Source organism: Dyella sp. C11 (genome assembly GCF_003121485.1).
Lineage (GTDB): Bacteria > Pseudomonadota > Gammaproteobacteria > Xanthomonadales > Rhodanobacteraceae > Dyella.
This window is the reverse complement of sequence record NZ_QAVX01000005.1, coordinates 102,726-126,988: the sequence shown is the minus strand read 5'-3', so window position 1 is coordinate 126,988 and position 24,263 is coordinate 102,726. Positions and strand designations below refer to the sequence as shown.

Sequence of the window (24,263 nt, the reverse complement as noted above, 5' to 3'; positions counted from 1 at the left end):
TACTAAGTCCCCGGGAGCATGCTTCGGCGAACTCCCGACAGGCAGATCGTCCATGCAACGTTTTCTTTGCGCCGCGCTGATGGGCGCGTTGTTTGTTCCCTGCGCCAGCGCGGGAACGTCGGCGGCACCGGCCGATCAGTTCCGTGTGCTTTCGCGACTGTCGCTGGATGGTGCAGGCGGTTGGGACTACCTCAGCTTCGATGCGCAGCGGCGGCACCTGTTCGTGACACGCGGCGATCGTGTCGACGTGGTGGACGTCGACCAGAACAAGCGCATCGGCACCATTCCCGGCATGAAGGGTGTGCATGGCGTGGCGCTGGATATGGCCGCACATCGCGGCTACGCAAGCAATGGCACGTCGGCATCGGTGACGGTGTTCGATCTCGATTCCCTGGCTGTCGTGACCACCATTGCCGGCACGGGCGAGAAGCCGGATGCGATTGTCTATGACCCGGCGTCGAAACACGTGTTCACGTTCAACGGCAAAGGGCAGTCTTTCAGTGTCATCGATCCGGCAAGCAATACGGTGACCGCCACGGTCCCACTGCCTGGAAAGCCGGAGTTCGCGGTGAGTGACGAGGCGGGTCATCTTTACGTGAACCTGGAAGATCGCGCCGCCTTGGTGAAGATCGACAGCGCGTCCAACACGGTGATGGCGACGTGGTCGCTGGCGACCTGCGAGGCGCCCACCGGGTTGGCCATCGATCGCAAGCTGCACCGCCTGTTCTCCGTCTGCGACAACAAGCGGATGGCTGTCACCAACGCCGATACCGGCAAGGCCGTGATGCAAGTGGTGATCGGGGAAGGGCCGGATGCCATCGTGTTCGACGAAGCCACGGCGACGGTGTACAGCTCCAATGGCGAAAGCGGCAACATCACCGCGGTGCACCAGGACGATGCGGATCGCTACCGCGTGGTCGCCACCATCCCCACCCAGCCAAGCGCGCGTACGCTGGCGCTCGATCCGGCCAGACACCGGCTATACCTGTCGGCGGCGACGCTGGTGCCGTCGGCATCGGGTGGCCGCCCAACGGCCGCGCCAGGGAGCTTTGGGGTGCTCACCGTGGGAGCACCCTGAGTATGCTTTCCATGGCACGGGGCGGGCGGGGTGCGAGGGGTGCGTGTTAGCCTAATCCACCGTCCCCCACCGCTTCCGGAGCACGCGCATGTCGCAGGAACGCCGCACCCTGTACCCCGAGATCGAGCCGTACGACACCGGCATGCTGAAGGTCTCCGACCTGCACACCCTGTACTACGAGCAGAGTGGCAACCCGAACGGCAAGCCGGTGGTGTTCCTGCACGGCGGCCCGGGTGGTGGCACCAATCCGAAGTGCCGCCGCTTCTTTGATCCGGCGGTGTACCGCATCGTGTTGTTCGACCAGCGCGGTTGCGGCAAGTCCACGCCACACGCGGAGTTGCACGAGAACACCACGTGGAACCTGGTGAACGACATCGAGCGTATCCGCGAACACCTGGGCATCGGTAAGTGGCAGGTGTTCGGCGGCTCGTGGGGTTCCACGCTGGCGCTTGCATACGCGCAAACGCATCCGGAGCGGGTGAGCGAGCTGGTGTTGCGCGGCATCTTCATGCTGCGCCGCTGGGAGCTGGAATGGTTCTACCAGAAGGGTTGCGACGCGTTGTATCCGGACGCATGGGAAACCTATCTGAAGGCCATTCCGGCGGTGGAGCACGGCGACCTGATGAGCGCGTACTACCGGCGCCTGACCAGCAGCGATCCCATCGAGCGCGTGGAAGCGGCGCGTGCGTGGTCGGTGTGGGAGGGTGCGACCAGCTACCTGTGGCAGGACGAAGGGCACATCCAGTCCAGCGGCGAGGACGAGTTTGCGTTGGCCTTTGCACGCATCGAGTGTCATTACTTCGTGCACGGCGGCTTCTTTGAATACGACGATCAGTTGCTGCGCAACGTGGATCGCATCCGCAAGATTCCCGCCGTGATCGTGCAGGGCCGTTATGACGTGGTCTGCCCCATGCGCAGCGCGTGGGATCTGCATCGTGCATGGCCGGAAGCCGACCTGCGCATCGTGCAGGATGCCGGTCATTCGGCGTTCGAGCCGGGCAATATCTCCGAACTGGTACAGGCTACGGACCGCTTCCGCGGCTGATCGCTTTACGTCCTGCCTGAAACCCCGGTCGGCAACGGCCGGGGTTTTTTCATGCCGGCGCCACGAGTCTTGGGAAGACGTGCAGGCCGCTGTGCGCGCGTTTGGCATGGCGCTTGGCGCGGGCGGCCAGCATGGCGATGGATTGCGCGCGCTGTGGCAAGGGCGGGCAAAGTTCCACCGCGCCCATCACCACCGTGGTGCAGGGGAAGAATTGCGGTTCGCCGCGGCGATCCTTGCCATGCAGCCCACCGTGAATGATGTCCACGGCGTCGAACAATTGCGGTGATCGCGCATTGAACGCATCGATGACGCGCTGACACCGTGCTTCCCAGTCGTTGCTCTGGAACAGCAACACGAAATCGTCGCCGCCGATGTGGCCGACGAAGTCGAGCGCGGGGTCCACATGCTCGCCGAGCAGGCCCGAAAGCAGGCGGATCATTTCGTCGCCGCGCGAGTACCCGTAGAGGTCGTTGTACGGCTTGAAGTCCGTCAGGTCCACGTGCACGACGGTAAACGGTTCGCTGCCGTCGATCAGGCGTTCCAGATGTTCCGTGGTGGGAATGTTGCCCGGCAGGAAGGTCAGCGGATTGGCATGCCGTGCAGCCTCGATGCGCAGTTCGCTCACGCGCCGCACGAGTGCCTCGCCGGTGCCCAGCCCGAGGTACTGGCCTTGGCGCGTGATGATGAAACCATCGGCAAGATAGCGCTGGTCTTCGCCGCGCAACACGTCGGCAAGACTTTCCAGGCTGCGATTTTCGTCGCAGATGAGCGGCGCGGTATTCATCAATGCCGTGCACGATTTTCTTGCGAGCAGTTCGCGGGCGAACGGCTGCGCCATGCGTTCGTTGACCAGCCGCCGGTTGATGAGGCCGATGGGGTGGCCGTCCTTGACCACCGCGACCGCATGCATTTCCGGATGATCGACGAACAGGGCCATCACTTCATCGTTCGTCTGGCGAGGCTGCACGGAGGGCGCTTCGATCAGCAAATGACGCACTTGGGTGGGCCGCTGCGTTACCGGCCCGCGAGGGCGGGGAAGTACCGGCACGGCAGGCGCGCGCAGCAACTGACGTGATGCCGTGCTGGCCTCGCGTGCGGTCTGCTCCGCAGGGCGGCCAATCAGGAAGCCCTGCGCATAGGGAATGCCCAGGTCACGCAGCACGCGAAGGTCGGCCGGATCTTCCACGCCTTCGCCGACCAGGTCCGTGCCCAGCGATTCGGCGACCTGGCAGAGCGAGCGCACGATGGCCAGCCTGCCTGCGCTGCGGGAGACGCCATGCACCAGGTAGCGATCGATCTTCACCACGTCGGGGTGAATCTCGTTCCACATCTCGAAGTTGGAATGGCCGTTGCCGAAATCGTCCAGCGCAATGCGCACGCCATGCGCTCGCAGATAACCCAGCGCGTGCGCGAGGCGCGCGGGGCTTTCGACCACATCGCGTTCGGTCACCTCGATAGTGACGCGTGCCGGGTCGAGTCCGCAGGCGGAAAGCGCGGCGAGCACGTCGTCCGGCCGCAGGGAGTCGTGCAGAATCGCGTGCGGGCTCAGGTTGACCAGCAGCCGGCCTTCCGCCTGCTGCGCAGCGAACGCGCCGCACAAGGTGCGTGCGGCGTGCAGTTCCAGCTCGGCGAGCCGGCCTTCCATGCGGGCAAGGTCGAGCAGGTCGAGAATGGAAATATTCCCGGGCATGAAGCCGCAACGGCTCAACCCCTCATGCGCGACGACTTCCATGGTGTCGATGCGCACTATGGGCTGGAAGACCGGCGTGAGGCTTCCTGCAACGAGTGCGCGCTCTAGGGCGTGTTGGCACTTATCAAGTAGCCCACGTTGACTCTCCCCGGGCGCTGGCGGGCAGTGGGGGGCGAAGGGCAGGCCGGTGGCCTGTTCGAGCGGCACGCTGCCCGCCAGCGGCCGGGGAGAGTCAACCCTTCGGGCCGGGTCTGTTTGCCCCCAGGTCCGCGTCATCACTCGGTTGTGTATCGACATACACGCCCTCGTTCTTCCTTGACCTGCGGGCAAACAGCTCCCGGCGCGGGCCACTTGATACGTGCCAACACGCCCTGGATGGCGTGAGGGGTGTAATGGTAGGCGAGACTGGCTGGCATTGCCCGGGTCGATGTCAGGCCGCAGCGGCCTGAACAGGAAGCGTCACTGCGGGTGAGGGTCGTGCGTCATGCATCGACTCGTGGAAATCTTCCCGGCCGGGAAGGCGAAAGAAGGCGACCTGGTGCATCAGCGCGTCCGCATCGTTGGCGAGGGCGCGACCGGTGTGGTTGATGTCTTCCACCAGGTCCGCGTTGGCCTGGGTCATGCCGTCCATGTCCATCACGGCACGGCTGACCTGATGGATGCCGCCGACCTGTGCGCGCGACGCGTGCGAGATATGCGACACGCGCTCGGACACGCTGCCCATGCTGAGCACGATGCCGTCCAAGGCTTCGCCGGAACGCATCACGCGTTCGCGTGCGGCATCGACGGCTTCACCACTGCGTTCGACCAGGCGACGGATGTCCTTGCCCGCGTCCACGCAGCGGCGTGCAAGCTGGCGTACTTCGTTGGCCACCACGGCGAAGCCGCGGCCCTTTTCACCGGCCTGTGCCGCTTCGATGGCGGCGTTGAGCGAAAGCAGGTTGGTCTGGAAGGCGATGCTGTCGACCAGGTCCACGATCTCGGCAATGTCGCGGCTGGCTTTTTCGATGGCGAGGATGGAATCGATCGCCTCGCCCGCGACCACGCGGCCGTGCTCAACGTGCGCCAGCGCGTCACGCGCGGCGTCTGCCGCGCCATCGGCGTGACCGGCGCCTTGCGTCGCGGTATCCGCCATCTGCGTCATGGAGGCGGCTGTCTGTTCGAGGCTGGCGGCCTGCGCCTGCGTGCGTTCGCTCAGCGCGTCGTTGTCCTGGGCAAGGCGGCGTGCGCGCTCGCCCACGGAAATGGCACCGCTGCGTACTTCGCCGAGCACGCGGGTCAGCTGGGCGTCCATCGATGCCAGCGTACGCAGCAACTGGCCGAGTTCGTCGTTGGCGCCAATGTTCACAGGCTCGCCGAGCCTGCCTGCCGCAATGCGTTCCGCGACGTCGGTAGCGCGCGCAAGGCGTTGCATCAGCGAACGCATCAGTGCGCCATCCATCACGATGGTGACAGCCAGTGCCACGCCCAGCAGCACGAGCAACAGGATCATGCCGTCGCGATCCGCCGCGCGCTGCATGTCCACCTGCTGATTGCCCTTGGCCAGCGCGGCCTGGAACAGGTTGGCGAAATCACTTTGCAGCGGTTCGTAGGCGGGCTGTACTTCGGTGGTCAGCTTGAGGCCGGCGATGTCGAACTGGCCGGCATCGAGCAGGGTGAGCGTCTCGTCGATGGTGCGGTCGGCGTCTGCCCGATGCGTCACGGTGAGCTTGAGCGCCTGCGTTTGCTCGCGCGCGAGCTCGCTGCTTTCCAGTGCTTTCCAGTGACGCTCGGCATCGATGCGATCGGCGTGGATGCGCGTATGCGCATCTTCCACGGCCGAGGGAAGCTGGGACATCACCGCGTGGACCAGTACCTGCAACGTGCTGTTGTAGTCGTTCTGCACGCGGCCCACGTCCGCGACCGGACTCAGCGAACCTTCGACCACGCCCTGGATGCGCGTGTCTGCGCGACGCAGCTGCACCACGCCCGCCACGCAGGTGATGGCCAGCAGCGTAAGGATGGCCAGCAGACGCAGCAGCAGGCGGCGACGCAAGGTCAGTCCGGAGATCTGCTTGGAGAGTTTGAACATGGGGAGATCCGGGGTGAGGGAACTGCAAGAGCTGTCGGCCCACCGCTCGGCAACTTTAGCCAAAAAATCAAAAAAAGGTCTTTTAATTCATATTGTTAGTTTCGTTTCGCCGGAGCGAAACGGCGCGGAGAAGATGACACGGAAAGATGTCGGCTCCGTGACTTTCGTGCTGCCGTTCTCATTCCGCCGACAACAAAAAAGCCCCGCTGATGAGGCGGGGCTCGGTGCACCACGGGAACGGGTGACTTAGTTGGCGGGCAGTTGCTTGGTGCCGAAGATCTTGTCGCCGGCATCACCCAGGCCGGGCAGGATGTAGCCGTGTTCATTGAGGCGCTCGTCGATCGACGCGGTGTAGATCTCCACATCCGGATGCGCCACTTCCATGCGCTGCAAGCCTTCCGGTGCCGCCACGAGAAAGAGTCCCTTGATGCGCTTGCAGCCCGCGGCCTTGAGCATGTCCACCGTCGCAACCAATGTGCCGGCGGTGGCCAGCATCGGGTCCACGATGATGGCGATGCGTTCGTCCATGCGGCCGGTGAGCTTTTCGTAGTACGCGATGGGCTTAAGCGTTTCTTCATCGCGTTGCAGGCCGACCACGCTCACCTTGGCTGCCGGAATCATGTCGAGCACGCCCGGCAGCATGCCCAGGCCGGCACGCAGGATCGGCACGATGGTGACCTTCTTGCCCTTGATCTGATGCACCGTCAGCGGACCGGCCCAGCCCTCGATGCGTTGCTCGACGGTTTCCAGGTCCTTGGTGGCTTCGTAGGTCAGGAGCGAGGCGACCTCGGAAGCAAGCTCGCGAAACTCCTTCGTGCTGATGCCGGCGCGTCGCATCAGGCCAAGCTTGTGCTGGATCAGGGGATGGTGGACTTCGACGATCTTCATGGGGGACTGCCTGCCGGATGATGTGGCAATTGTGACCGATGTGCGGTCCACCGCGCAGTTTTCCGCCCTTTTCTGTAGGAGCGCACTTGTGCGCGACCGCGGCCTGCATCATCGCCTCGGTGCACGATCAGGCCGCGGTCGCGCACAAGTGCGCTCCTACATGGAGCTACGTACACGATTTTTTGGGCACAAAAAAAGTGCCGGCAATGCCGGCACCTTCAAGACAGGGGTGCGTGTACTCAGTGACCGGCGCTGGGCGAACTGCTCAGGCAGGTGCTCATGAATTGCTTGCGCGCATCGCCCTTGAGCGACTTGGCCTGCGGATCGGCGTTGCAGGATTTCATCTTTTCCTGCTGCGTCATCTTGGCGGGTGCGGCGCTTTCGCCCTTCAGGCAGCTGCTCATGAAGGTCTTGCGGTCGTCACCGGTCTTGCCGGTCGCCTGCTTGTTGCAGTCGGTCATGCGTTGCTGTTGTGAATTCTTGGCGGGCGTACTGCTGGCCGCGTCCTGGGGTGCTGCGAAGGCGGTGGAGGCGGCAAACGCCAGCGCAACGCTGGCAACCATCAGGCTCAGACGCGAAGTCATGCGGGTACCCTCCTGGATGACCGGCGAGTGCCGGCGGCGCAAGTTTATGCCCGGTCGGAGGGTGTCGGGGAGTGGCTGACCGCTTTACGGTGCAAGCCATTCAGCAAGGAGACTTCCGGGTTGCCGGAGGACATCGCCTAACGCCATCACCGGCATCGTCGGGGGTTCCGAACGATGCCGGCGAATTGAAGCGTCAGGCCGCTTCGGCCTTGAGCTTGCGCGGGCCGTGCAGCAAGGCCTGGCGAACGTGCGACACCACCAGGTCCACTTCGTCGCTGGTGACCAGGAAGTGCGGGGTAAAGCGCAGCGAATTGGTACCGCCGTGGATCACGCCGACACCGCGTTCGCGCATGTATTCCTCGATGGAATCGGCGCCGTAGCACTTGAACTCCGGCGACAGCTCGCACGAGAACAGCAGGCCGGTGCCCTGCACCTTGGTGATCAGGCCACCCAGTTCGGTCTTCAGCACGTTGAGCTTGTCGACGAATTCCTTGCCGCGTTCGCGGATGTTGGAACGCACGTCGTCGGTGAGTGCATCGAGCGTAGCCAATGCCACGTCGAGTGCACGCGGATTCGCCGTCATGGTGTTGCCGTAGATGCCCTTGCGATACAGCTCGGCGGTGCGCTCCGTCACGGCCAGCACGGACAGCGGATACTGGCCCGCGTTGAGTGCCTTGGAGAACGTTTCGAAATCCGGCGGAGCCAGTTTCTCGAAGCCCGGGTAGTCGGTGACCGACAACACGCCATGCGCACGCAGGCCAGCCTGGATAGAGTCGACCAGCAGCAGCGAACCGTGTGCTTCGGTGAGCGCGCGCGCCTTGGCATAGAACTCCGGCGTCACCGCCCGACCCGGATCGCCTTCGCCCATGACCGGCTCAAGGAACATTGCTTCGATGAACCAGCCGTTCTTGTCAGCGTCGGCAAACACGGCTTCCAGTTGTGCAATGTCGTACGGCTGCACGGTGAGCAAGGTGTCTTCCTGGCGATAGCTGGCCAGGTGCTGCACGTAGGTCTTGCGCGTGGAGTCGGAATAAAGCGCCGGTTTGTCGGTACGGCCGTGGAAGGCGCCCTTCACGGCAACGCGCTTGATGCTGCGGCCCGCATAACGCGCGCCGGCATCGGTCTGCAGCTTGGCGTTCACGTCGGCAATGCGGCAGGCGAGGCCCACCGCTTCGGAGCCGGAGTTGAGCATCAGGTAGCGCGTATAAGGATTGCCGCCACGGTGGCGTCCCAGTTCGCGATCCATGGCCTTGGCAAAACGCATCTGCGAAATGCTCGCGGTCATGACGTTGGCCATCACCTGGGGACGCGCCAGCGCCGCATCGATCGACGCGTAGTTGTGGCCGAAGCCCAGCATGCCGTAGCCGCCGTTGTCGTGGATCACCGCACCCTTGAGGGTGACCACCCACGGGCCGCGCGCTGCGGCGGGCAGGTAGGTGTTGATGCCGTCGGTCGGGTAGAAGTTGACGATTTCCTGCTGCGACACGACGAGCTGCCGGGCTTCGTCGAGCTTGAGGAAGTCGCCCAGTTCGTCGCGCAGTTCGCGATGACGCGCCACCGCTTCGGTGATGGCTTGCGCCAACGCCGGATGGCTGGCGGCAAAACGTTCGATGGCCGCGTCATCCAGGCCGGTGGTCAGCGGTGCGCCGCCGAATTCGCGCAATTCGCGCAGCTGATCAATCACGCCCATGAGTTCCTCCTTCAAGGTCGACTTGCCTGCCGTCCCGATGGCACGCACATCGACATGTCTACGTTTGCATGGTTGTGGAAACGCGCGACCCATCAGCGTTTCCTGGCTCTATGGCCATGTCGCAGTGCGATCCATCACGGATGTGGCGCTGCAACGGTTTTCCGAGCATAACGCGGCGTTGTCGCGGCCGGTACCCCGGGTGACGCTTGTCACCTTCGCCGGCTGACGGGGGCAACTGCTGACACACCCTTGTGGCACCTAGCATGGCAGGCAAGGAGGAGCAGCCATGACAAAGCCTGTTGCAGTGGTAGCCAGCCTGGCTGGCGCGGTTAAACATTACGGCGCTTTAACGGCGCTGGATGGCCTGGATCTCATGCTGCACCGCGGCGAATTATTGGCTTTGCTGGGCCCGAACGGCGCAGGCAAAAGCACCGCGATCAGCCTGCTGCTGGGGTTGACACGCGCCGATGCGGGAAAGGTGGAACTGTTCGGCAAGGACCCTCAGGACATCAGTGCCCGACGTCGTATCGGCGTCATGCTGCAAACGGCATCGTTGCCGCAGACGCTGGCTGTATCAGAACTGTTACGGCTCACCATGAGCTATTACCCCGCGCCGCGAACGCTCGATGAAACGGCGGAACTCGCTGGCGTCACAGGCTTGTTGTCGCGACGCTACGCCGCACTGTCGGGTGGCGAGCAACGCCGCGTGCAATTCGCCATGGCGTTGTGCGGACGTCCCGAGTTGTTGTTCCTCGATGAGCCCACCGTGGGCATGGATATCGGAGCGCGACAGAAACTGTGGACGGCCATTCGGCGCCTGGTTGGCGAAGGCTGCGCCATCGTGCTCACCACGCACTATCTGGAAGAGGCCGAGGCGTTGGCACAACGGGTGGTGGTGTTGGGCAAGGGGCGCGTGCTCAGCGAAGGCAGCGTGGATTCATTGCGCTCGCGTGTCGCGATGACGCGCATTCGTTGCATCAGCGATCTCGACGCCGCCTCGTTGGCGACGTGGCCCCACGTGTCCCATGCGGAACGTGATGGACAACATCTTCACCTGCATAGCGACGCACCTGAAAACGTATTGCGTCGCCTGCTCGATGCCGACCCCGCGTTGTGCGAACTGGAAGTACGACGCGCCGGCCTTGCGGAAGCCTTCACCGAACTGACTCGCGATGCCGATACGACAAAGGAGGCTGCGTAATGTCCGTCACCGCGCTCGACATCATTTCCCACCAAGGCATGACACCGCGCCGTGTGTTCGGTGCGTATGTCGCCGAAGCCCGCAGCGAATGCTTGCGCTATTTTCGTGCGCCGGGCTTCCTGCTGCCGATCACCTTGTTTCCCACGATGTTCTATCTGTTGTTTGGCATCGTGATGAACCACAACGCCCCCGGAAACGCCGCCCGCTACCTGCTGGCCAGCTATAGCGTGTTCGGCGTGATGAGTCCGGGCCTGTTCGGCTTCGGCGTTTCACTGGCGCTGGAACGCGACAACGGCCTGCTGACACTGAAGCGCGCGTTGCCGATGCCGCCCGGTGCGTACCTGCTGGGCAAGATGGTGATGGCGATGCTGGCAGCCGGCATGGTCATCGTGTTGTTGCTTGCCCTTGCCGTCGCGCTGGCACACGTGCCTTTGGGCATCAGGCAGGCCTTGTCGCTGCTTGTCACGGGCATGCTTGGCGTCTTGCCGTTCTGCGCGCTCGGCATGCTGGTCGGCACGCTGGTGAAAGGGCAGGGCGCGCCCGGCGTGGTCAATATCATCTACTTGCCCATGTCGTTCCTCTCGGGGCTGTGGATTCCGCTGTCGGCCTTGCCGTCGGTGTTGCAGCGCATTGCGCCGATCTGGCCGAGCGCGCACCTGCAGCAACTCGCGCTTGGCGCCATCGGCCTGGAGCACGTGAACGCGTGGCCTCACCTGCTGGTGCTGTTCGCCTACACCGCCGGCTTCTTCCTGCTGGCGGTACGCCGCCTGCGTCGCCTTGGTTGAAGTAGCATGCACGAGGAGCAGGCGGATCACGGGGAGGGTGGTACGGTGCGTCAATGGCTGCAAGACTGGTTGACGCCAGCGCCGGACTCGCTGGTGGCCATCGGTATCCGCAAGGGCAAGTCGCCCTGGGTGGATGCCATTCACCTGCTGTGGTCGGTGTGGGTGTTCATCACCCCTATCTTCGACAGGTACACCTGGCAGTGGGCGTGGCTCACGCTGCTGTCCTATCCCATATTCCTGGTGCTTTACGCCAAGAGCTGCACCGCCTCGCGCCGGCATTCGCGCTACTACGCGCTGGGCCTGGTGGGCTTGGCGCTGGTGCTGCTGCCCTGGTATCCCAGCGCGCTTTCCTACTTCGTGTACGGCACGATCATGCTGCGCAGTTGCCGCATGGAGCTTTGGCGCTACATGGCCATGCTCGTGGTGCTCAATACCCTGTTGGTGGTCGAAGTGCTGCTCCTGCACTACTCGTGGCAGGCGTGGATATGGATACCCATCACGTCCATCTTCATTGGCCTGGTGGTGCACGCGGAACGACTCAGCGAGGAGAAGGAAGCCGAGCTTCAGCTCTCCCATGACGAAGTGCGCCGCCTCGCCGCGCTCGCCGAGCGGGAGCGCATTGGCCGCGATCTGCATGACCTGCTGGGTCACACGCTATCGCTCATCACCTTGAAGCTGGAGTTGTCACGCAAGCTGTTCGATCGCGACAGCGAAGCCGCCAAGCGCGAAATGGCTGAGGCGGAGCGCGTCGCGCGTCATGCCCTGTCCGAGGTGCGCATTGCCGTGTCGGGTATCCGTGCCACCGATCTGGCTGCAGAACTGGCGTCCGCGCGGCTGATGCTCGAATCGTCCGCGGTGTCGTTCGAATGCAACGAACTGCCACCCTCGCTGCCGGTGGATGTGGAACGCGGACTTGCGCTGGTGCTGCGCGAAGCGGTCACCAACATCGCCCGGCATGCGCGGGCCAGCCGTGCGCGCGTCACCACCCACGTGATGAGTCACAACCTGATGCTCAGCATCGAGGACGATGGTCGTGGCGGCATCGGCGCGCACGGCAATGGGCTCAACGGCATGCAAGAACGCGTGCGCGCGCTCGGCGGCAAGGTGGAAGTGATATCACCCTCGGGCGGCGGCACGTCGTTGCGCATCACCGTGCCCCTGCGATCGCGTCCGCAGCTGCGCGAGACGTTGCAGGAAGGCGATGTCACGGATGCGCCGCTCGCCGACTGGCATTCACAGGAGCGCCAAGCCACATGAAAGCCTGGTTCACTCCTCATCCCGACTCGCTGTTGGGCAAGCTGGGCTCGCCAAGCTACCTGCGCTGGGAGGCCATGGCCAACCTTGTTTGGGTGGCCGCATTGTTCATCGGTCCCATCACCGATGCTCGAACCACCTGGACGCGTTGGCTTCTCCCGACGCTCATTTCTGCGCCGATCTATCTGTACTTTCACTACAGGATCTACGCCGGACCCTATCGTTACCTGCCCTGGTATGCCGCGGGCATTGGCCTGCTCGGCATGCTGGTGTGGCCGTTCAATGGCGTGGCCATCGGCTTCATCGTGTCGGCCGGCATGTGCATGGCGTACCTTCAATCGCTGCGCCGTTGGCTGACCGGTCTGGCGATACTGGCCGTTCCCGTGGCCTTTCAAGCCTGGCGGCTGCACATGTCGCCGTGGGTCATGCTGTTGATTGCGTTTGTGGCGCTCGCGTCCGGCTTCGGTCATTTCCTGCGCATGAACAACCACCGCAGGGATGCAGCATTGCGCATGTCACAGGACGAGGTTCGCCGGCTGGCCACCCTCGCCGAGCGCGAGCGCATTGGCCGTGATCTGCACGATCTGCTTGGCCACACCTTGTCGCTGGTGGCACTGAAGTCCGAGCTGGCGCGCAAACTCGCGCGCGTGGACCCCGAGCGTGCGCAGCGCGAAATGGAGGAGGTGGAGCGCGTGGCGCGCCACGCGCTCGCCGAAGTGCGTACCGCCGTCACCGGCATGCGTCGTGGCGACCTGGCGGCGGAGCTGGTGTCTGCCCGTTTGATGCTGGAGGCATCGGGCCTCAATTTCAGCGGGGCCTTGCCCGATGACACGCGCCTGTCGACGCAGGTCGAAGCGCCGCTTGCGCTGGTGCTTCGGGAGGCGGTGACGAACATTCATCGCCACGCGCGGGCGCAGTCCGCGTGGGTGGAATTCACCACGAGCGGTGACCAGTTTGAAATGCGGGTGCGCGACGACGGCTGTGGTGGCCTGAGTGCGCATGGCAACGGCGTCAGTGGCATGCGCGAGCGCATTCACGCGCTGGGCGGCAGCCTGAAGATCGACTCGCCACCGCGACGCGGCACGCTGTTGACCGTGCGGGTGCCAAGGCACAAAGAACAATCCGCGGACGTCGCCAGTGATGCGCCGACCGCCGTGCTGGATGACAGGAGTGCTGCATGATTCGTGTAATGCTGGCCGAAGACCAGGCCATGGTGCGCGGCGCGTTGTCCGCGCTGCTCAACCTCGAGAGCGATATCGAGGTGCTGGGTTCGGCGCCCGATGGCGAAGCCGCGTGGCGCGAACTGCAACGCCTGAAGCCGGATGTGCTGGTCACCGATATCGAAATGCCGGGGCTTACGGGCCTTGAGCTGGCGCAGCGCATTCAACGCCACGACATGCCGATCAAGGTGATCATCGTCACCACGTTTGCACGTTCGGGTTTCCTGCGTCGTGCGCTGGATGCGGGTGTTTCCGGTTACCTGCTGAAGGATGCGCCCGCTGAAAACCTGGCTGAAGCGCTGCGCATGGTTCATCGTGGCGGTCGCGCCATCGACCCGCAACTTGCGCTGGAGGCCTGGTCCGAAGCTGATCCTTTGAATGACCGCGAACGCCAGGTGCTGCGCCTGGCGGGGGAAGGTCAATCCGCCAACGACATCGCCACCCAGTTGAACCTGTCGCACGGCACCGTGCGCAATTACCTTTCCGAAGCCATCGGCAAGCTTGGCGCCGCCAATCGCATCGAAGCCTATCGCCTGGCAAGGCAGAAGGGCTGGCTGTAGTACACGCAATCGGGTGCAATAGTGCATCCCCGATGGTGACAGGCGTACGCGTGCATCTCCCGCTATTCCGATGGATGGGTCTGTGGCTGCTTGCATGTGGCGTGCTGGCGGCGTGTGCACCGCATGGCGCATCGCTGCCCAATGATGCCTATGTGTGGCAACGCCAGTGGACGCCCGCACTCGTACAGGCGGTGCAGAGCGAAGGCCAGTCGGTGCGTGCGTGGCGCGTGCTTGCAGCGGAAATGGACGTGCAGGGCCAGTGGCGTGTATTCACGCCCGACTGGCGGGCGCTGGCGGACAGCGGAAAGCCCGTCGTGGCGGTCGTGCGCATCGAGGGACAGCTACGCCAGTGGAATGAAGCCGCGCTGCTTGCCGACGTGCAAACGGTGCTCGGTCGGTGGCGGCAACAGGGAATCGCCTTCGCGGGCATCGAGCTGGACCACGATGCCGGCACGGCACGCCTGCCGGCGTACACGCATTTTCTCCAGGTTCTGCGTCCGTCGTTGCAGGCCGGCGAACGTCTCTCGCTGACGGCGTTGCCCACCTGGCTGGAAAGTGCCGACCTTGATGGCTTGCTCGCGCAAGCGGACGAATCGGTATTGCAGGTGCATGCGGTGCAATCGCCACGTGCGGGCCTGTTTGACGCGGGCAAGGCGAGGGCATGGATGCAGGACTTCGCGCACCACACCCGCAAACCATGGCGAGTCGCCTTGCCTGCCTACGGCACGCGGGTAAGCTGGGATACGCAGGGGCGTGTTTCCGCCATCGAAAGCGAACGTCCCACATTGAGTCGTGACGACGACACCAGCGAGCTCTTCGCCGATCCGCGCGCCATGCAGCAGTTCGTCTCGACGCTGGAGAGCGACGTACCGCCGGGTTTGATTGGCATCGTGTGGTTCCGCCTTCCCACCAGTGACGATGCACGTGCCTGGAGCGCCGCAAGCTGGCAAGCAGTGCTGGGGCGAATCGCCTTGCGGGCATCGCTGGTCGCGCGGGCGGAGCCTGCCAGCGATGCCGGGCGCTACGACGTGCGCCTGGTGAACGAGGGCGATGCCGACCTGAGCCTGCCGTCGCTCGTTCGTGTCGATGGGTCTTGCGTGCTGGCCGATGGCATCAACGGATATACATTGCAGCGGGGGACGGCAGGTCTTTATCTGCAGCGATCCCGCACCGGCACGCTGCGCGCGGGACAGGCGCTGTTGGTGGGATGGCTTCGCTGCCCCGCACCGCCGTCGTTGCGGGTTGAAACCTGATGCCGGCCACCCGGCATTTTCGCCATACTTGAGGCATCGGGCGCGGAGCGCCTTACTCCAGGTGAAACCATGTTGAAGCGCCAAGGAATCGTCGCTGCGTTGGTCGTCGGCCTTGCCGGCGCCGTGGCCTGGGCTTGCGGCCCCATGTTTCCCAACCAGTTGCTGGACGAGCGCGCGGCGACGCTGAAATACGTGCCGCAGAACAGCTTCGCGTTCGAGGCGATGCACCTGTTGCCCGCCACGGACAAGCTGCAGAGCCAGGAGTCGCCGCGCTATGGCGATGGGGCCAAGGATGACGATGCGGAAGCCAAGTCGCTGGGTGTGAGCGCCTCGCAGTTGTCGCGTATCAAGACATTGCGCGCGCTGGACCATGGCGATGCCGCTTACGACCAGGGCAAGGATCTTCCCGAAGACTTGCGCGCCTACACGGCCGGAGCCGTCGACTACACCCGCGGCGATACCGACAAGGCGGCCACGCGTTTCGAACAGGTGCTGGCGTTGCCGACGGCGCAGTCGTCACTGCGCTCCGTCTGGGCGGCTTACATGCTGGGGCGCATTCACGCGCAACAGGCCAACGAACATGCATCGGATCCGGATGCCTTCCAGCGCGAACGCGCAGCGGCGGCCAAGGCATTCCAGCTGGCACGCACGCGTGCCGTCGATGGTGCATCCGACACACAAGGGCTCGCCGTGGACAGCTTCGGCGAGGAAGCCCGCCTTTATCTGTACAGTCACGGCAAGCAGTGTACGTGGGCTGATCTTTACGGCGTTGCCGAACAGGATTCCGGAAATGGCACGGCAGACGAGGCCGGTGAGCGCAATCCGGGCTTTGACGCCAAGTGTGCGGAAGGCATCAGTGCGGATGACTTCAAGCGCGCCATCACGCTCTACGCGGCACAAGCCGGCCATGGTTCCGATGGTGCGGTGAACTCGCTGGCGGCAGTAGCGGATTTCTCCATGCGCCACCCGACACTCATGGGTGCCTTGATCGACAATGCCAGCTCGCAGCGTTTGCTCGTCGCTTATGCATTGGCACGCATGGATGGCCCGTCGTACGACACGACGAGCGCCTCACCCAGGAACAAGATCGATGCACGCCTTCCTGCGCTGGTCGACGCCATCGAAAAGCGAGGTGTGGACGAAGTGCAAGCTGCGGATCGTCTTGCTTCGCTGGCCTACGAGGTCGGCCATTACGATCTTGCTGCTCGACTGGTCAACAAATCGTCGGGGCCCATGGCGGAATGGGTGCGCGCCAAACTCGCGCTGCAAAAGGGGGATCTCGCCGCTGCCAATGCGGCTTACGCTGCTGCGGTGAAGGCGTTTCCGAAGGTGGACGATCCGCACGCGGTGGTCGAGCCGTCCAACACGCATCTCATTACCGGCGAGCAAGGCGTGCTCGCGCTGGCGCGTGGCGAGTACGTGGAGGCGATGGGGCATCTTTACGACGCTGCACAGGCGGTTGGCGGTGATGGCAACGACTACAACGCCATCGATGAAGGCGTGGACGCTGGCATGGGCATCGGCTATGCCAATGACGCGTCGTACATGGCCGAACGCGTGCTCACCGTGGACGAACTGAAAAGTTTTGTGGATGCACGCGCACCTGCATCGCCGGCGCCCTCCCAAGACAAACAGGCAGACGGCGATGGGCGTGGCCAGCTTCCGCTGGCCGACAACCTGCGCTGGTTGCTTGCTCGTCGCCTGATGCGCGCGGCGCGCTACGACGAAGCACGGGCCTATTTTCCCAAGGATGACGATCCGCGCGTCGCCGCCACGGACGACAGTGGCAAGACGCAGCCATCCAATCTGCGCACCAAGGCCGCCGCTTATGCAACCGCGCTACGCGACAGCAAGCATGCGTGGTCCGATATCAGCAAGGCGCAGGCGCTTTACACGGCATCCGTCATCGCACGCGAAGACGGCATGGAAATCCTGGGCTACGAACAAGGCCCGGATTTCAGCGACAACGGTGGCAGCTTTCAAGGTGGCAGCGGCCAGGCCCCGAAGTCGCTCAAGCAGGCCTACGTGACCGATGGCGAGCGCCAGCGATACGCCGACAGCGTGGCGAAGCCGGACTACCGTTTCCACTATCGCTATGTGGCGGCGGACGAGGCAAACCAGGCCGCCGATCTGCTGCCGCCGCGCTCGCAGGCCTTCGCGGCCGTTCTGTGCAAGGCCGCCGGCTGGATGCTGGAAGGGCCGCCCGACTACGAGGATCACTATCAGTTCTACGGCGATGCGGCGCCCAGCCAGCCGTCCGAGCGCATGCGCCGTGCCACCACGCTCTACCAGCGCTATGTGAAGCAGGGGCCCTACGTGGCGTGGGCGGAGGATTTCGGCAGCAACTGCGAAGAGCCGGATTTCGACCGGGCCCGTGCGTTGAAGCGCGCGCAACAGGTGGCTGAGGTACGGCATGTCGCGCGGCGCTACTTCCCGCATGCACTGGCGGCATGTGGGCTGGTGGTGGTGGCGATGGCCATCTGGCTGGTTCGCCGTCGGCGCCGCAAAACCGCGGTCTGAAGGGCGGGGCAGGGTTTTGGGGGATAATGGCCCATTCGTCGCCAGTATCCCCGCCGTGAAGAAGACCGATTTCGATTTCGAACTCCCGCCCGAGCTGATCGCCCAGGCACCGCTGGCCGAGCGTTCGGCCAGCCGCCTGCTGGTGCTCGATGTGGAGGCGCAGACGCGCCAGGACCGCATGTTCCGCGACCTGCCGGAATTTCTTCGCGAAGGCGACCTGCTGGTGTTCAACGACACGCGTGTGTTGCCGGCGCGTCTCTATGGCCGCAAGGACACCGGCGGTCAGGTGGAAATCCTGATCGAGCGCGTCACCGGTGCACATGAAGCCATCGTGCAGTTGGGCGTCAGCAAGAAGCCCAAGGAAGGTGGTCGCATCGAACTGGCCGACGGCAGCCATGCCGTGGTGCTGGGGCGCGAAGGGCCGTTCTTCCGGCTGCGCTTCGAGTCGACCGATCCGCTGGAACGGTTGCTGCTGCGCCTGGGCGAAATGCCGCTGCCGCCGTATATCGAGCGCCACGCCGACGCCAGCGACCTGGAGCGTTACCAGACGGTGTTTGCACGCGAGCCTGGCGCCGTTGCCGCGCCCACGGCCGGTCTGCATTTTGACGAAGCCACGCTGGCGTTGTTGCGCGAACGCGGCATCCAGTTCGGCTACGTCACGCTGCATGTGGGTGCGGGTACGTTTCAGCCGGTGCGTGCCGACGACATCAAGGACCACCAGATGCAGCGCGAGTGGCTCAACGTGGGCGCGAGCCTGGTGGAGCAGATTCGCCGCACGCGCGCGGCCGGTGGTCGTGTCTTCGCTGTGGGCACCACGGTGGTGCGGGCGCGGGAGAGTGCCGTGCGCGATGGCGAACTGCAGCCGTTCGCCGGTGAAACGCAGATCTTCATCTTCCCCGGCTACAAGTTCACCAGCGTCGATGGTTTGCTGACGAACTTTCACTTGCCGCAATCGACGTTGCTGATGTTGGTGTCGGCGTTGGCGGGGCGGGATTTCATGTTGGGGTCGTATCGGCATGCGGTGGAGCAGCGCTATCGGTTTTTCTCGAATGGCGATGCGATGTTGATCTTGCCGCAGGGTAAGTAACGGTTGGCAGGCAGCTCCCTCTCCCCTTCGGGGAGAGGGTTGGGGTGGGGGGTGGGTGCTCGCGGGAACGTTTCTATCTCTCACGGTCATCCTGGCGAGGACGCTCCTATCCCTCACCGTCATCCTTGCGATGACACCCCTATCCCTCACCGTCATCCCAGCGAAGGCTGGGATCCAGTGACTTTGCCCTTGCTCTGTCGCTCAGTTGAAGCGCTGTGGCGACCTGGCTCGCCTGCCGCGGGCTTCCGACGATCTGCCGATCGTCGGGTCACTTTTCTTTGCTTGCCCAAAGAAAAGTAACCAAAAGAAAAGGCACCCCGGATGACGCGCCTTCCGGCCTTCGGCCTCCAGGTTCGCGTGCGGGCTACGGGGTTTGTCGACAGGGCATCCTGCCCTGACGACAAACTGGCTGGCATCCCTGCCAGCCACCCTGCGGGCTGATCCTTCACCCGCCCGCCGCTGTCATACGGGGGCCCGGAGAGCCAAGAGCGAGAGCCGGAGCCAAGAGCCAGGGCAAAAAGCGATGGCCGAGGCAAACCAGAATGCAAGGCTCTGATAGGCAATTCGTCGGAAACGACGGGCCTTGCTTCAGCCCTGGACCAAGCCAAGGAAGCGGGTCTGCACGGCGCTCCAAGCGCCGCAACCCAGAACACGCGATAATTACCCGATGACTTCCATGACTTTCGAACTTCAGGCCACTGACGGCGCGGCTCGCCGTGGCCGTCTTACCTTTGACCGTGGCACGGTGGAAACGCCGGCTTTCATGCCGGTGGGCACGTATGGCTCGGTGAAGGCGATGACGCCGCGGGATGTCCGCGAGATCGGCGCCGAGATCATCCTGGGCAATACGTTCCACCTTTTTCTGCGCCCCGGCCTTGAGGTGGTGGAGCAGTTTGGTGGATTGCACAAATTCATCGGCTGGGACAAACCCATCCTTACGGATTCCGGCGGGTTTCAGGTGTTTTCGCTGGCGCACAAGCGAAAGATCACCGAGGAAGGCGTGGCCTTTGCGTCACCGGTGGATGGCTCGAAGGTGTTTCTCTCGCCGGAAGAATCGATGCGCATCCAGAAGGTGCTCGATTCGGATATCGCGATGATCTTCGACGAATGCACGCCGTATCCGGCGACGGAGAAGGTGGCGTCGACGTCGATGGAGCTGAGCCTGCGCTGGGCCGAGCGTTCGCGTCGCGCGTTCAATGACCTCGGCAATCCCAATGCGCTGTTTGGCATCGTGCAGGGCAGCGTGTTTGAAAACCTGCGTCGCCGTTCGGCGGAAGGCCTGGTGAACATCGGTTTCGACGGTTACGCCGTGGGCGGCCTTGCCGTGGGCGAGCCGGAAGCCGAACGCAATCACACGCTGGATTTCACTGTGCCGATGCTGCCGGTGGACAAGCCGCGCTATCTGATGGGCGTGGGTCGTCCGGAAGACATCGTGGAAGCGGTGCGTCGCGGCATCGACATGTTCGATTGCGTGATGCCCACGCGCAATGCACGCAATGGTTTCCTGTTCACCGCGGAAGGCACGCTGCGCATCCGCAATGCGAAGTTCGCATTGGATACGCGCGTGATCGAGGAAGGCTGCGATTGCTATGCATGCAGCAATGGCTTCAGCCGCGCTTATCTGCGGCACCTGGATCGCTGCAACGAAATCCTGGGCAGCCAGCTCGCCACCATGCACAACCTGCGTCACTACCAGCGCTTGATGGCAGGGCTTCGCGAGTCCATCGCGGCCGGCAAGCTGGACGACTTCGTGGCGGAGTTCTACGCGCGTCGCGCCGGCGGCCTCTCGGACTGACGGTCTTGGCCCGTCAGTCCGGCCACGGCTGGAATGACGGTGCACGAAGCGGTTCCGGGAACCAGGCACGCCCAATCCCGGTCCCCCCCTTGGAATCCGACCGTTTTGACGCCAGAACCTGCGTCGGGCTGGCCTTGTGACGCATGCAGGGCCCGGGGGCGCGTGGCATAATCCACGATCTTTTATCAGGTTTCGGCGGAAAACCCTGTCGATACCGCAACTTGCGAGACAAGCTGATGACTTTTCCGATGTCTTTCGTGATGGCCCAGGCCGCTCCGGCTGCCGGCGCACAGGGCAACCCGCTCTTTGGCCTGGCCCTGCCGGTGCTGCTGATCGTGGTCATGTTCTTCGTCATGATCCGCCCGCAGATGAAGCGCCAGAAGGAACATCGTTCCATGATCTCCGCTCTCGCCAAGGGCGACGAGGTGGTCACCAACGGCGGCATCGCCGGTCGCGTGGACGAGATCGGTGAGAGCTTCGTCACGGTCGAGATCGCTCCGAACGTGAAGATCAAGCTGCAGAAGGGTGCCGTGCAGCAGGTGCTGCCGAAGGGCACGCTGAAGTCGTCCTGACGACTTGCCGGGGTTGAGGGGCCCCGGTCACCACGATGCATTGCTCGCCGCGGCTGCCTCATGCCGCGGCTTTTGACGGATTCAAGGCATGAGTGATTTTCCACGCTGGAAATATGCGCTGGTCGCCATCGTATTGGTGCTCGGTATTGTCTATGCGTTGCCCAACGTGTTCCTGCCGGTACCCGCCGTGCAGATCACGGCGAACCGCAACGGCACGGTCGACCAGGCGCTTGAGCAGAAGGTGGCCGACGCGCTGAAGAAGGCGAACGTCGCCAGTTCGGGCATCGAGCTCAATGGTGACCATCTGCTGGCGAGCTTCACCAACGCCGACTTGCAGAAGAGCGCCTCTGACGCGATCAAGGCCGCGCTGGGCGACGACTACACGGTTGCTTTCAACCTGAAGTCGACGGTGCCGCACTGGCTCACCGCGATCGGCGCGCACTCCATGCCGCTGGGCCTGGACTTGCAGGGCGGCGTGCACTTCCTCATGCAGGTCGACCTGGACGACGTGGTCGACAAGCAGGAAACGCGCTATGCGGATGACATCCGCAGCCTGTTGCGCGAAAAGAACATCCGCTACGAATCCGTGGTGCGCAACGCGCAGCGCGGGCAGGGCGTGTCCGTGGTGCTGAAGTCCGCCGAGGACCGTACCGCTGCCGCCAACGCCATTTCTGCCGACTATCCCGACCTCACCGTGACGGACGGCAACGCCACCGGCGACCGCTTCCCGCTCAACGCCGTGGTGCGTCCGGACAAGCTGCGCGAGCTTTCGCTCAACACGATTCGCCAGAACCTGGGCACGCTGCGTAACCGCATCAACGCGCTGGGCGTGTCCGAGCCGATCATCCAACAGCAGGGCGACAGCCGCATCGTGGTCGAGCTGGCTGGCGTGCAGGACACGGCCGAAGCGAAGAAGCTCATCGGTGCCGTGGCCACGCTGGAATACCGTGCGGGTTACGGCACGCCGCAGCAGGCCGTGGATGCCGCCCGCTCGGGCATCATTCCGCCGGATGCGCGCCTCTACAAGGATCGCGACGGCCGTCCGTACCTGCTCAGCAAGAACATCATCGTCACCGGCGACCAGCTGGTGGATGCCTCGTCCTCGTTCGACCAGCAGAGCGGTTCGCCCGCCGTGTCGGTCACGCTGAATGCGGCAGGTGCCAAGAAGATGCTGGACTTCACCACTGGCAACGTCGGCAAGCCGATGGGCGTGGTGTATGTGGAGCGCGTGGTCGACACCAAGGTGGTCGACGGCAAGGAAGTGCGCACGCCCAAGGTCACCGAAGAGGTGATCAACTACGCCACCATCAATGGCGTGTTCGGCAAGAACTTCCAGACCACCGGCCTGCGCAGTCCGAAGGAAGCCTCCGAGCTGGCACTGCTGCTCAAGGGCGGCTCGCTGGCGGCAGCTGTCGACATTGTCGAAGAGCGCGTGATCGGTCCTAGCCTTGGCCAGGACAACATCGCCAAGGGCCTGCGTGCCGTGACGCTCGGCCTTGCCCTGGTGCTGCTGGCCGCTGCGGTTTACTACAAGCTGTTCGGCCTGGTGGCCGATATCGCGCTGTTCTTCAACCTGGTGATCCTGATTGCCGTGATGTCGGCCATCGGCGTCACGCTGACCATGCCGGGCATCGCCGGTATCGTGCTGACGCTGGGTATGGCGATCGACGCGAACGTGCTGATCTGCGAACGCATACGCGAAGAATTGCGTAATGGTTCGTCGCCGCATGCAGCCATTCGCGCCGGTTACGACAAGGCGTGGGCCACCATTCTCGACGCCAACGTCACCCACCTTATCGCCGCGCTCGCGCTGACCACGATGGGCTCCGGCCCGATCAAGGGCTTCGGTGTGACGCTGCTGATCGGTATTTTGACCTCGATGTTCACCTCGGTCACCGTGACGCACGCCATCACCGCGCTGATCCACGGTCATCGCAAGCTCAAGACGTTGTCGGTCTGAAGAGGAACAATCAATCATGGAAATCTTCAACCACAACGCAAACGTGAACTTCCTCGGCATGAGGAAGTTCTCCGTCGGTCTCGCCATCCTGCTGATGGTCGCCTCCGTCGTGCTGATCTCGGTAAAGCACCTGAACTACGGTCTGGATTTCACCGGCGGCGTGTCGCTGGTGATGGACTACGACCAGCCGGTGCAGGTCGGTGAAGTCCGCGACGCCCTCGAAAAGGGCGGCATGGAGCATGCCCTGGTGCAGAGCCTGGGCGGCACCAAGGAAGTCTCCGTTCGCCTGCAGCCCAAGGACGACCCGAACTCGGGCGTGGCCGACGGCGGCAAGGTGAACCTGGACAAGATCGCCGAAGACGTGACCAAGGTGCTGCAGGTCGCGCGTCCCGATGCCAAGCTGAAGAGCCGCGACTACGTGGGTTCCGCCGTGGGCGAGGAACTGCGCAGTGACGGTATCGTGGCCGCCATCGTGGTGGTGCTGGGCATCGGCCTGTACCTGGGCATCCGCTTCGAGTGGCGCTTCGCCGTGGCGGCCATTGCCACCGAGGCTCACGACGCGCTGGTAACGGTCGGCATCTTCGCGTTGACGCAGCGCGAATTCGACCTGACGGTGCTTGCCTCGGTGCTGGCGGTGATCGGTTACTCCATCAACGACAAGGTGGTGGTGTTCGACCGCGTGCGCGAACTGTTCCGCCTCGCCCGCAAGGCCGAGCCGGAAGAGATCCTCAACCGCTCGATCAACAACACGCTGTCGCGAACCATCATCACCGCGCTGTTCACCGGCATCACCATGGCCGCGCTGTACTTCTTCGGCGGCCCGGCCGTGCACGGCTTCGCCATCACCATGCTGATCGGCATCGTGGTCGGTACGCTCTCCTCGATCTTCGTGGCGAGCCCGATCCTGCTGTGGCTGGGCGTGTCCAAGCAGGACCTGATGCCCAAGACCAAGGAAAACCCGGAGCTGGCGCGTCGTCCGTAAGTGCGACTCAAGGCTCCGATGGAAAGGA

20 protein-coding genes are annotated in these 24,263 nt (G+C 63.9%); 15 read left to right on the top strand and 5 right to left on the bottom strand.

Features of this window, described 5'->3' with window-relative positions; all coding sequences use genetic code 11:
• Positions 1-52 precede the first annotated feature (52 nt).
• Both DK366_RS07125 and pip read left to right on the top strand, forming a co-directional pair.
• Positions 53-1,078: a YncE family protein gene (locus DK366_RS07125; RefSeq protein ID WP_109124857.1), complete on the top strand. Its 1,026-nt coding sequence runs from the start codon at positions 53-55 to the stop codon at positions 1,076-1,078.
• Positions 1,079-1,166: 88 nt separating this feature from the next.
• Complete coding sequence (gene pip / locus DK366_RS07120) at positions 1,167-2,123, top strand: prolyl aminopeptidase (protein ID WP_109124856.1); 957 nt, start codon at positions 1,167-1,169, stop codon at positions 2,121-2,123.
• A 49-nt stretch (positions 2,124-2,172) separates the two neighbouring features.
• On the opposite strand, the gene DK366_RS07115 is transcribed toward pip, so the two are convergent.
• Together DK366_RS07115 and DK366_RS07110 are read right to left on the bottom strand one after the other, a co-directional pair.
• Complete coding sequence (locus tag DK366_RS07115) at positions 2,173-4,089, bottom strand: phosphodiesterase (RefSeq protein WP_109124855.1); 1,917 nt, start codon at positions 4,087-4,089, stop codon at positions 2,173-2,175.
• A gap of 154 nt (positions 4,090-4,243) precedes the next feature.
• The gene (locus DK366_RS07110) at positions 4,244-5,884 is read right to left on the bottom strand and encodes a methyl-accepting chemotaxis protein (RefSeq protein WP_109124854.1); all 1,641 of its coding nucleotides are present in this window, start codon (positions 5,882-5,884) and stop codon (positions 4,244-4,246) included.
• A gap of 13 nt (positions 5,885-5,897) precedes the next feature.
• Between DK366_RS07110 and DK366_RS21160 the strand changes: the two genes are divergently transcribed.
• Entirely contained in the window at positions 5,898-6,134 is a 237-nt protein-coding gene (locus DK366_RS21160) for a hypothetical protein (protein ID WP_157956467.1), read from the top strand.
• Here DK366_RS21160 and upp read toward each other — a convergent pair.
• The 3 genes from upp to DK366_RS07095 form a co-directional block, all read right to left on the bottom strand.
• Complete coding sequence (upp, locus tag DK366_RS07105; RefSeq protein WP_109124853.1) at positions 6,131-6,772, bottom strand: uracil phosphoribosyltransferase; 642 nt, start codon at positions 6,770-6,772, stop codon at positions 6,131-6,133. The genes DK366_RS21160 and upp overlap by 4 nt on opposite strands.
• A gap of 239 nt (positions 6,773-7,011) precedes the next feature.
• The gene (locus tag DK366_RS07100) at positions 7,012-7,356 is read right to left on the bottom strand and encodes a PsiF family protein (protein ID WP_109124852.1); all 345 of its coding nucleotides are present in this window, start codon (positions 7,354-7,356) and stop codon (positions 7,012-7,014) included.
• 193 nt (positions 7,357-7,549) lie between these two features.
• A complete protein-coding gene (locus DK366_RS07095; RefSeq protein ID WP_109124851.1) occupies positions 7,550-9,046 on the bottom strand; it encodes an aminotransferase class III-fold pyridoxal phosphate-dependent enzyme in 1,497 nt (498 codons plus the stop codon).
• A gap of 286 nt (positions 9,047-9,332) precedes the next feature.
• Between DK366_RS07095 and DK366_RS07090 the strand changes: the two genes are divergently transcribed.
• From DK366_RS07090 to secF, 12 genes are all read left to right on the top strand, one after another.
• Complete coding sequence (locus tag DK366_RS07090) at positions 9,333-10,247, top strand: ABC transporter ATP-binding protein (protein ID WP_109124850.1); 915 nt, start codon at positions 9,333-9,335, stop codon at positions 10,245-10,247.
• Positions 10,247-11,032: an ABC transporter permease gene (locus tag DK366_RS07085; protein WP_109124849.1), complete on the top strand. Its 786-nt coding sequence runs from the start codon at positions 10,247-10,249 to the stop codon at positions 11,030-11,032. The genes DK366_RS07090 and DK366_RS07085 overlap by 1 nt, the downstream gene beginning before the upstream one ends.
• A 6-nt stretch (positions 11,033-11,038) precedes the next feature.
• Entirely contained in the window at positions 11,039-12,289 is a 1,251-nt protein-coding gene (locus DK366_RS07080; RefSeq protein WP_109124848.1) for a sensor histidine kinase, read from the top strand.
• Positions 12,286-13,467, top strand: a complete 1,182-nt coding sequence (locus tag DK366_RS07075; protein ID WP_109124847.1) for a sensor histidine kinase — start codon at positions 12,286-12,288, stop codon at positions 13,465-13,467. The genes DK366_RS07080 and DK366_RS07075 overlap by 4 nt, the downstream gene beginning before the upstream one ends.
• Positions 13,464-14,066, top strand: a complete 603-nt coding sequence (locus DK366_RS07070) for a response regulator transcription factor (protein ID WP_109124846.1) — start codon at positions 13,464-13,466, stop codon at positions 14,064-14,066. Before DK366_RS07075 ends, DK366_RS07070 begins: the two co-directional genes overlap by 4 nt.
• A gap of 50 nt (positions 14,067-14,116) precedes the next feature.
• On the top strand, positions 14,117-15,319 hold the full coding sequence (locus tag DK366_RS07065) for a DUF3142 domain-containing protein (RefSeq protein WP_232820946.1): 1,203 nt from the start codon (positions 14,117-14,119) through the stop codon (positions 15,317-15,319).
• Positions 15,320-15,388: 69 nt separating this feature from the next.
• On the top strand, positions 15,389-17,839 hold the full coding sequence (locus tag DK366_RS07060; RefSeq protein WP_109124844.1) for a hypothetical protein: 2,451 nt from the start codon (positions 15,389-15,391) through the stop codon (positions 17,837-17,839).
• 55 nt (positions 17,840-17,894) lie between these two features.
• Positions 17,895-18,926 (top strand): tRNA preQ1(34) S-adenosylmethionine ribosyltransferase-isomerase QueA, encoded by a 1,032-nt coding sequence (queA, locus tag DK366_RS07055; protein ID WP_109124843.1) that lies wholly within the window; start codon positions 17,895-17,897, stop codon positions 18,924-18,926.
• Between the two features lie 667 nt (positions 18,927-19,593).
• Complete coding sequence (gene tgt, locus DK366_RS07050; protein WP_109124842.1) at positions 19,594-20,721, top strand: tRNA guanosine(34) transglycosylase Tgt; 1,128 nt, start codon at positions 19,594-19,596, stop codon at positions 20,719-20,721.
• A 236-nt stretch (positions 20,722-20,957) separates the two neighbouring features.
• Positions 20,958-21,293 (top strand): preprotein translocase subunit YajC, encoded by a 336-nt coding sequence (gene yajC / locus DK366_RS07045; RefSeq protein WP_109124841.1) that lies wholly within the window; start codon positions 20,958-20,960, stop codon positions 21,291-21,293.
• 88 nt (positions 21,294-21,381) lie between these two features.
• Positions 21,382-23,253 (top strand): protein translocase subunit SecD, encoded by a 1,872-nt coding sequence (gene secD, locus DK366_RS07040; RefSeq protein WP_109124840.1) that lies wholly within the window; start codon positions 21,382-21,384, stop codon positions 23,251-23,253.
• 16 nt (positions 23,254-23,269) lie between these two features.
• A complete protein-coding gene (gene secF / locus DK366_RS07035) occupies positions 23,270-24,235 on the top strand; it encodes a protein translocase subunit SecF (protein ID WP_109124839.1) in 966 nt (321 codons plus the stop codon).
• Positions 24,236-24,263: the final 28 nt, after the last annotated feature.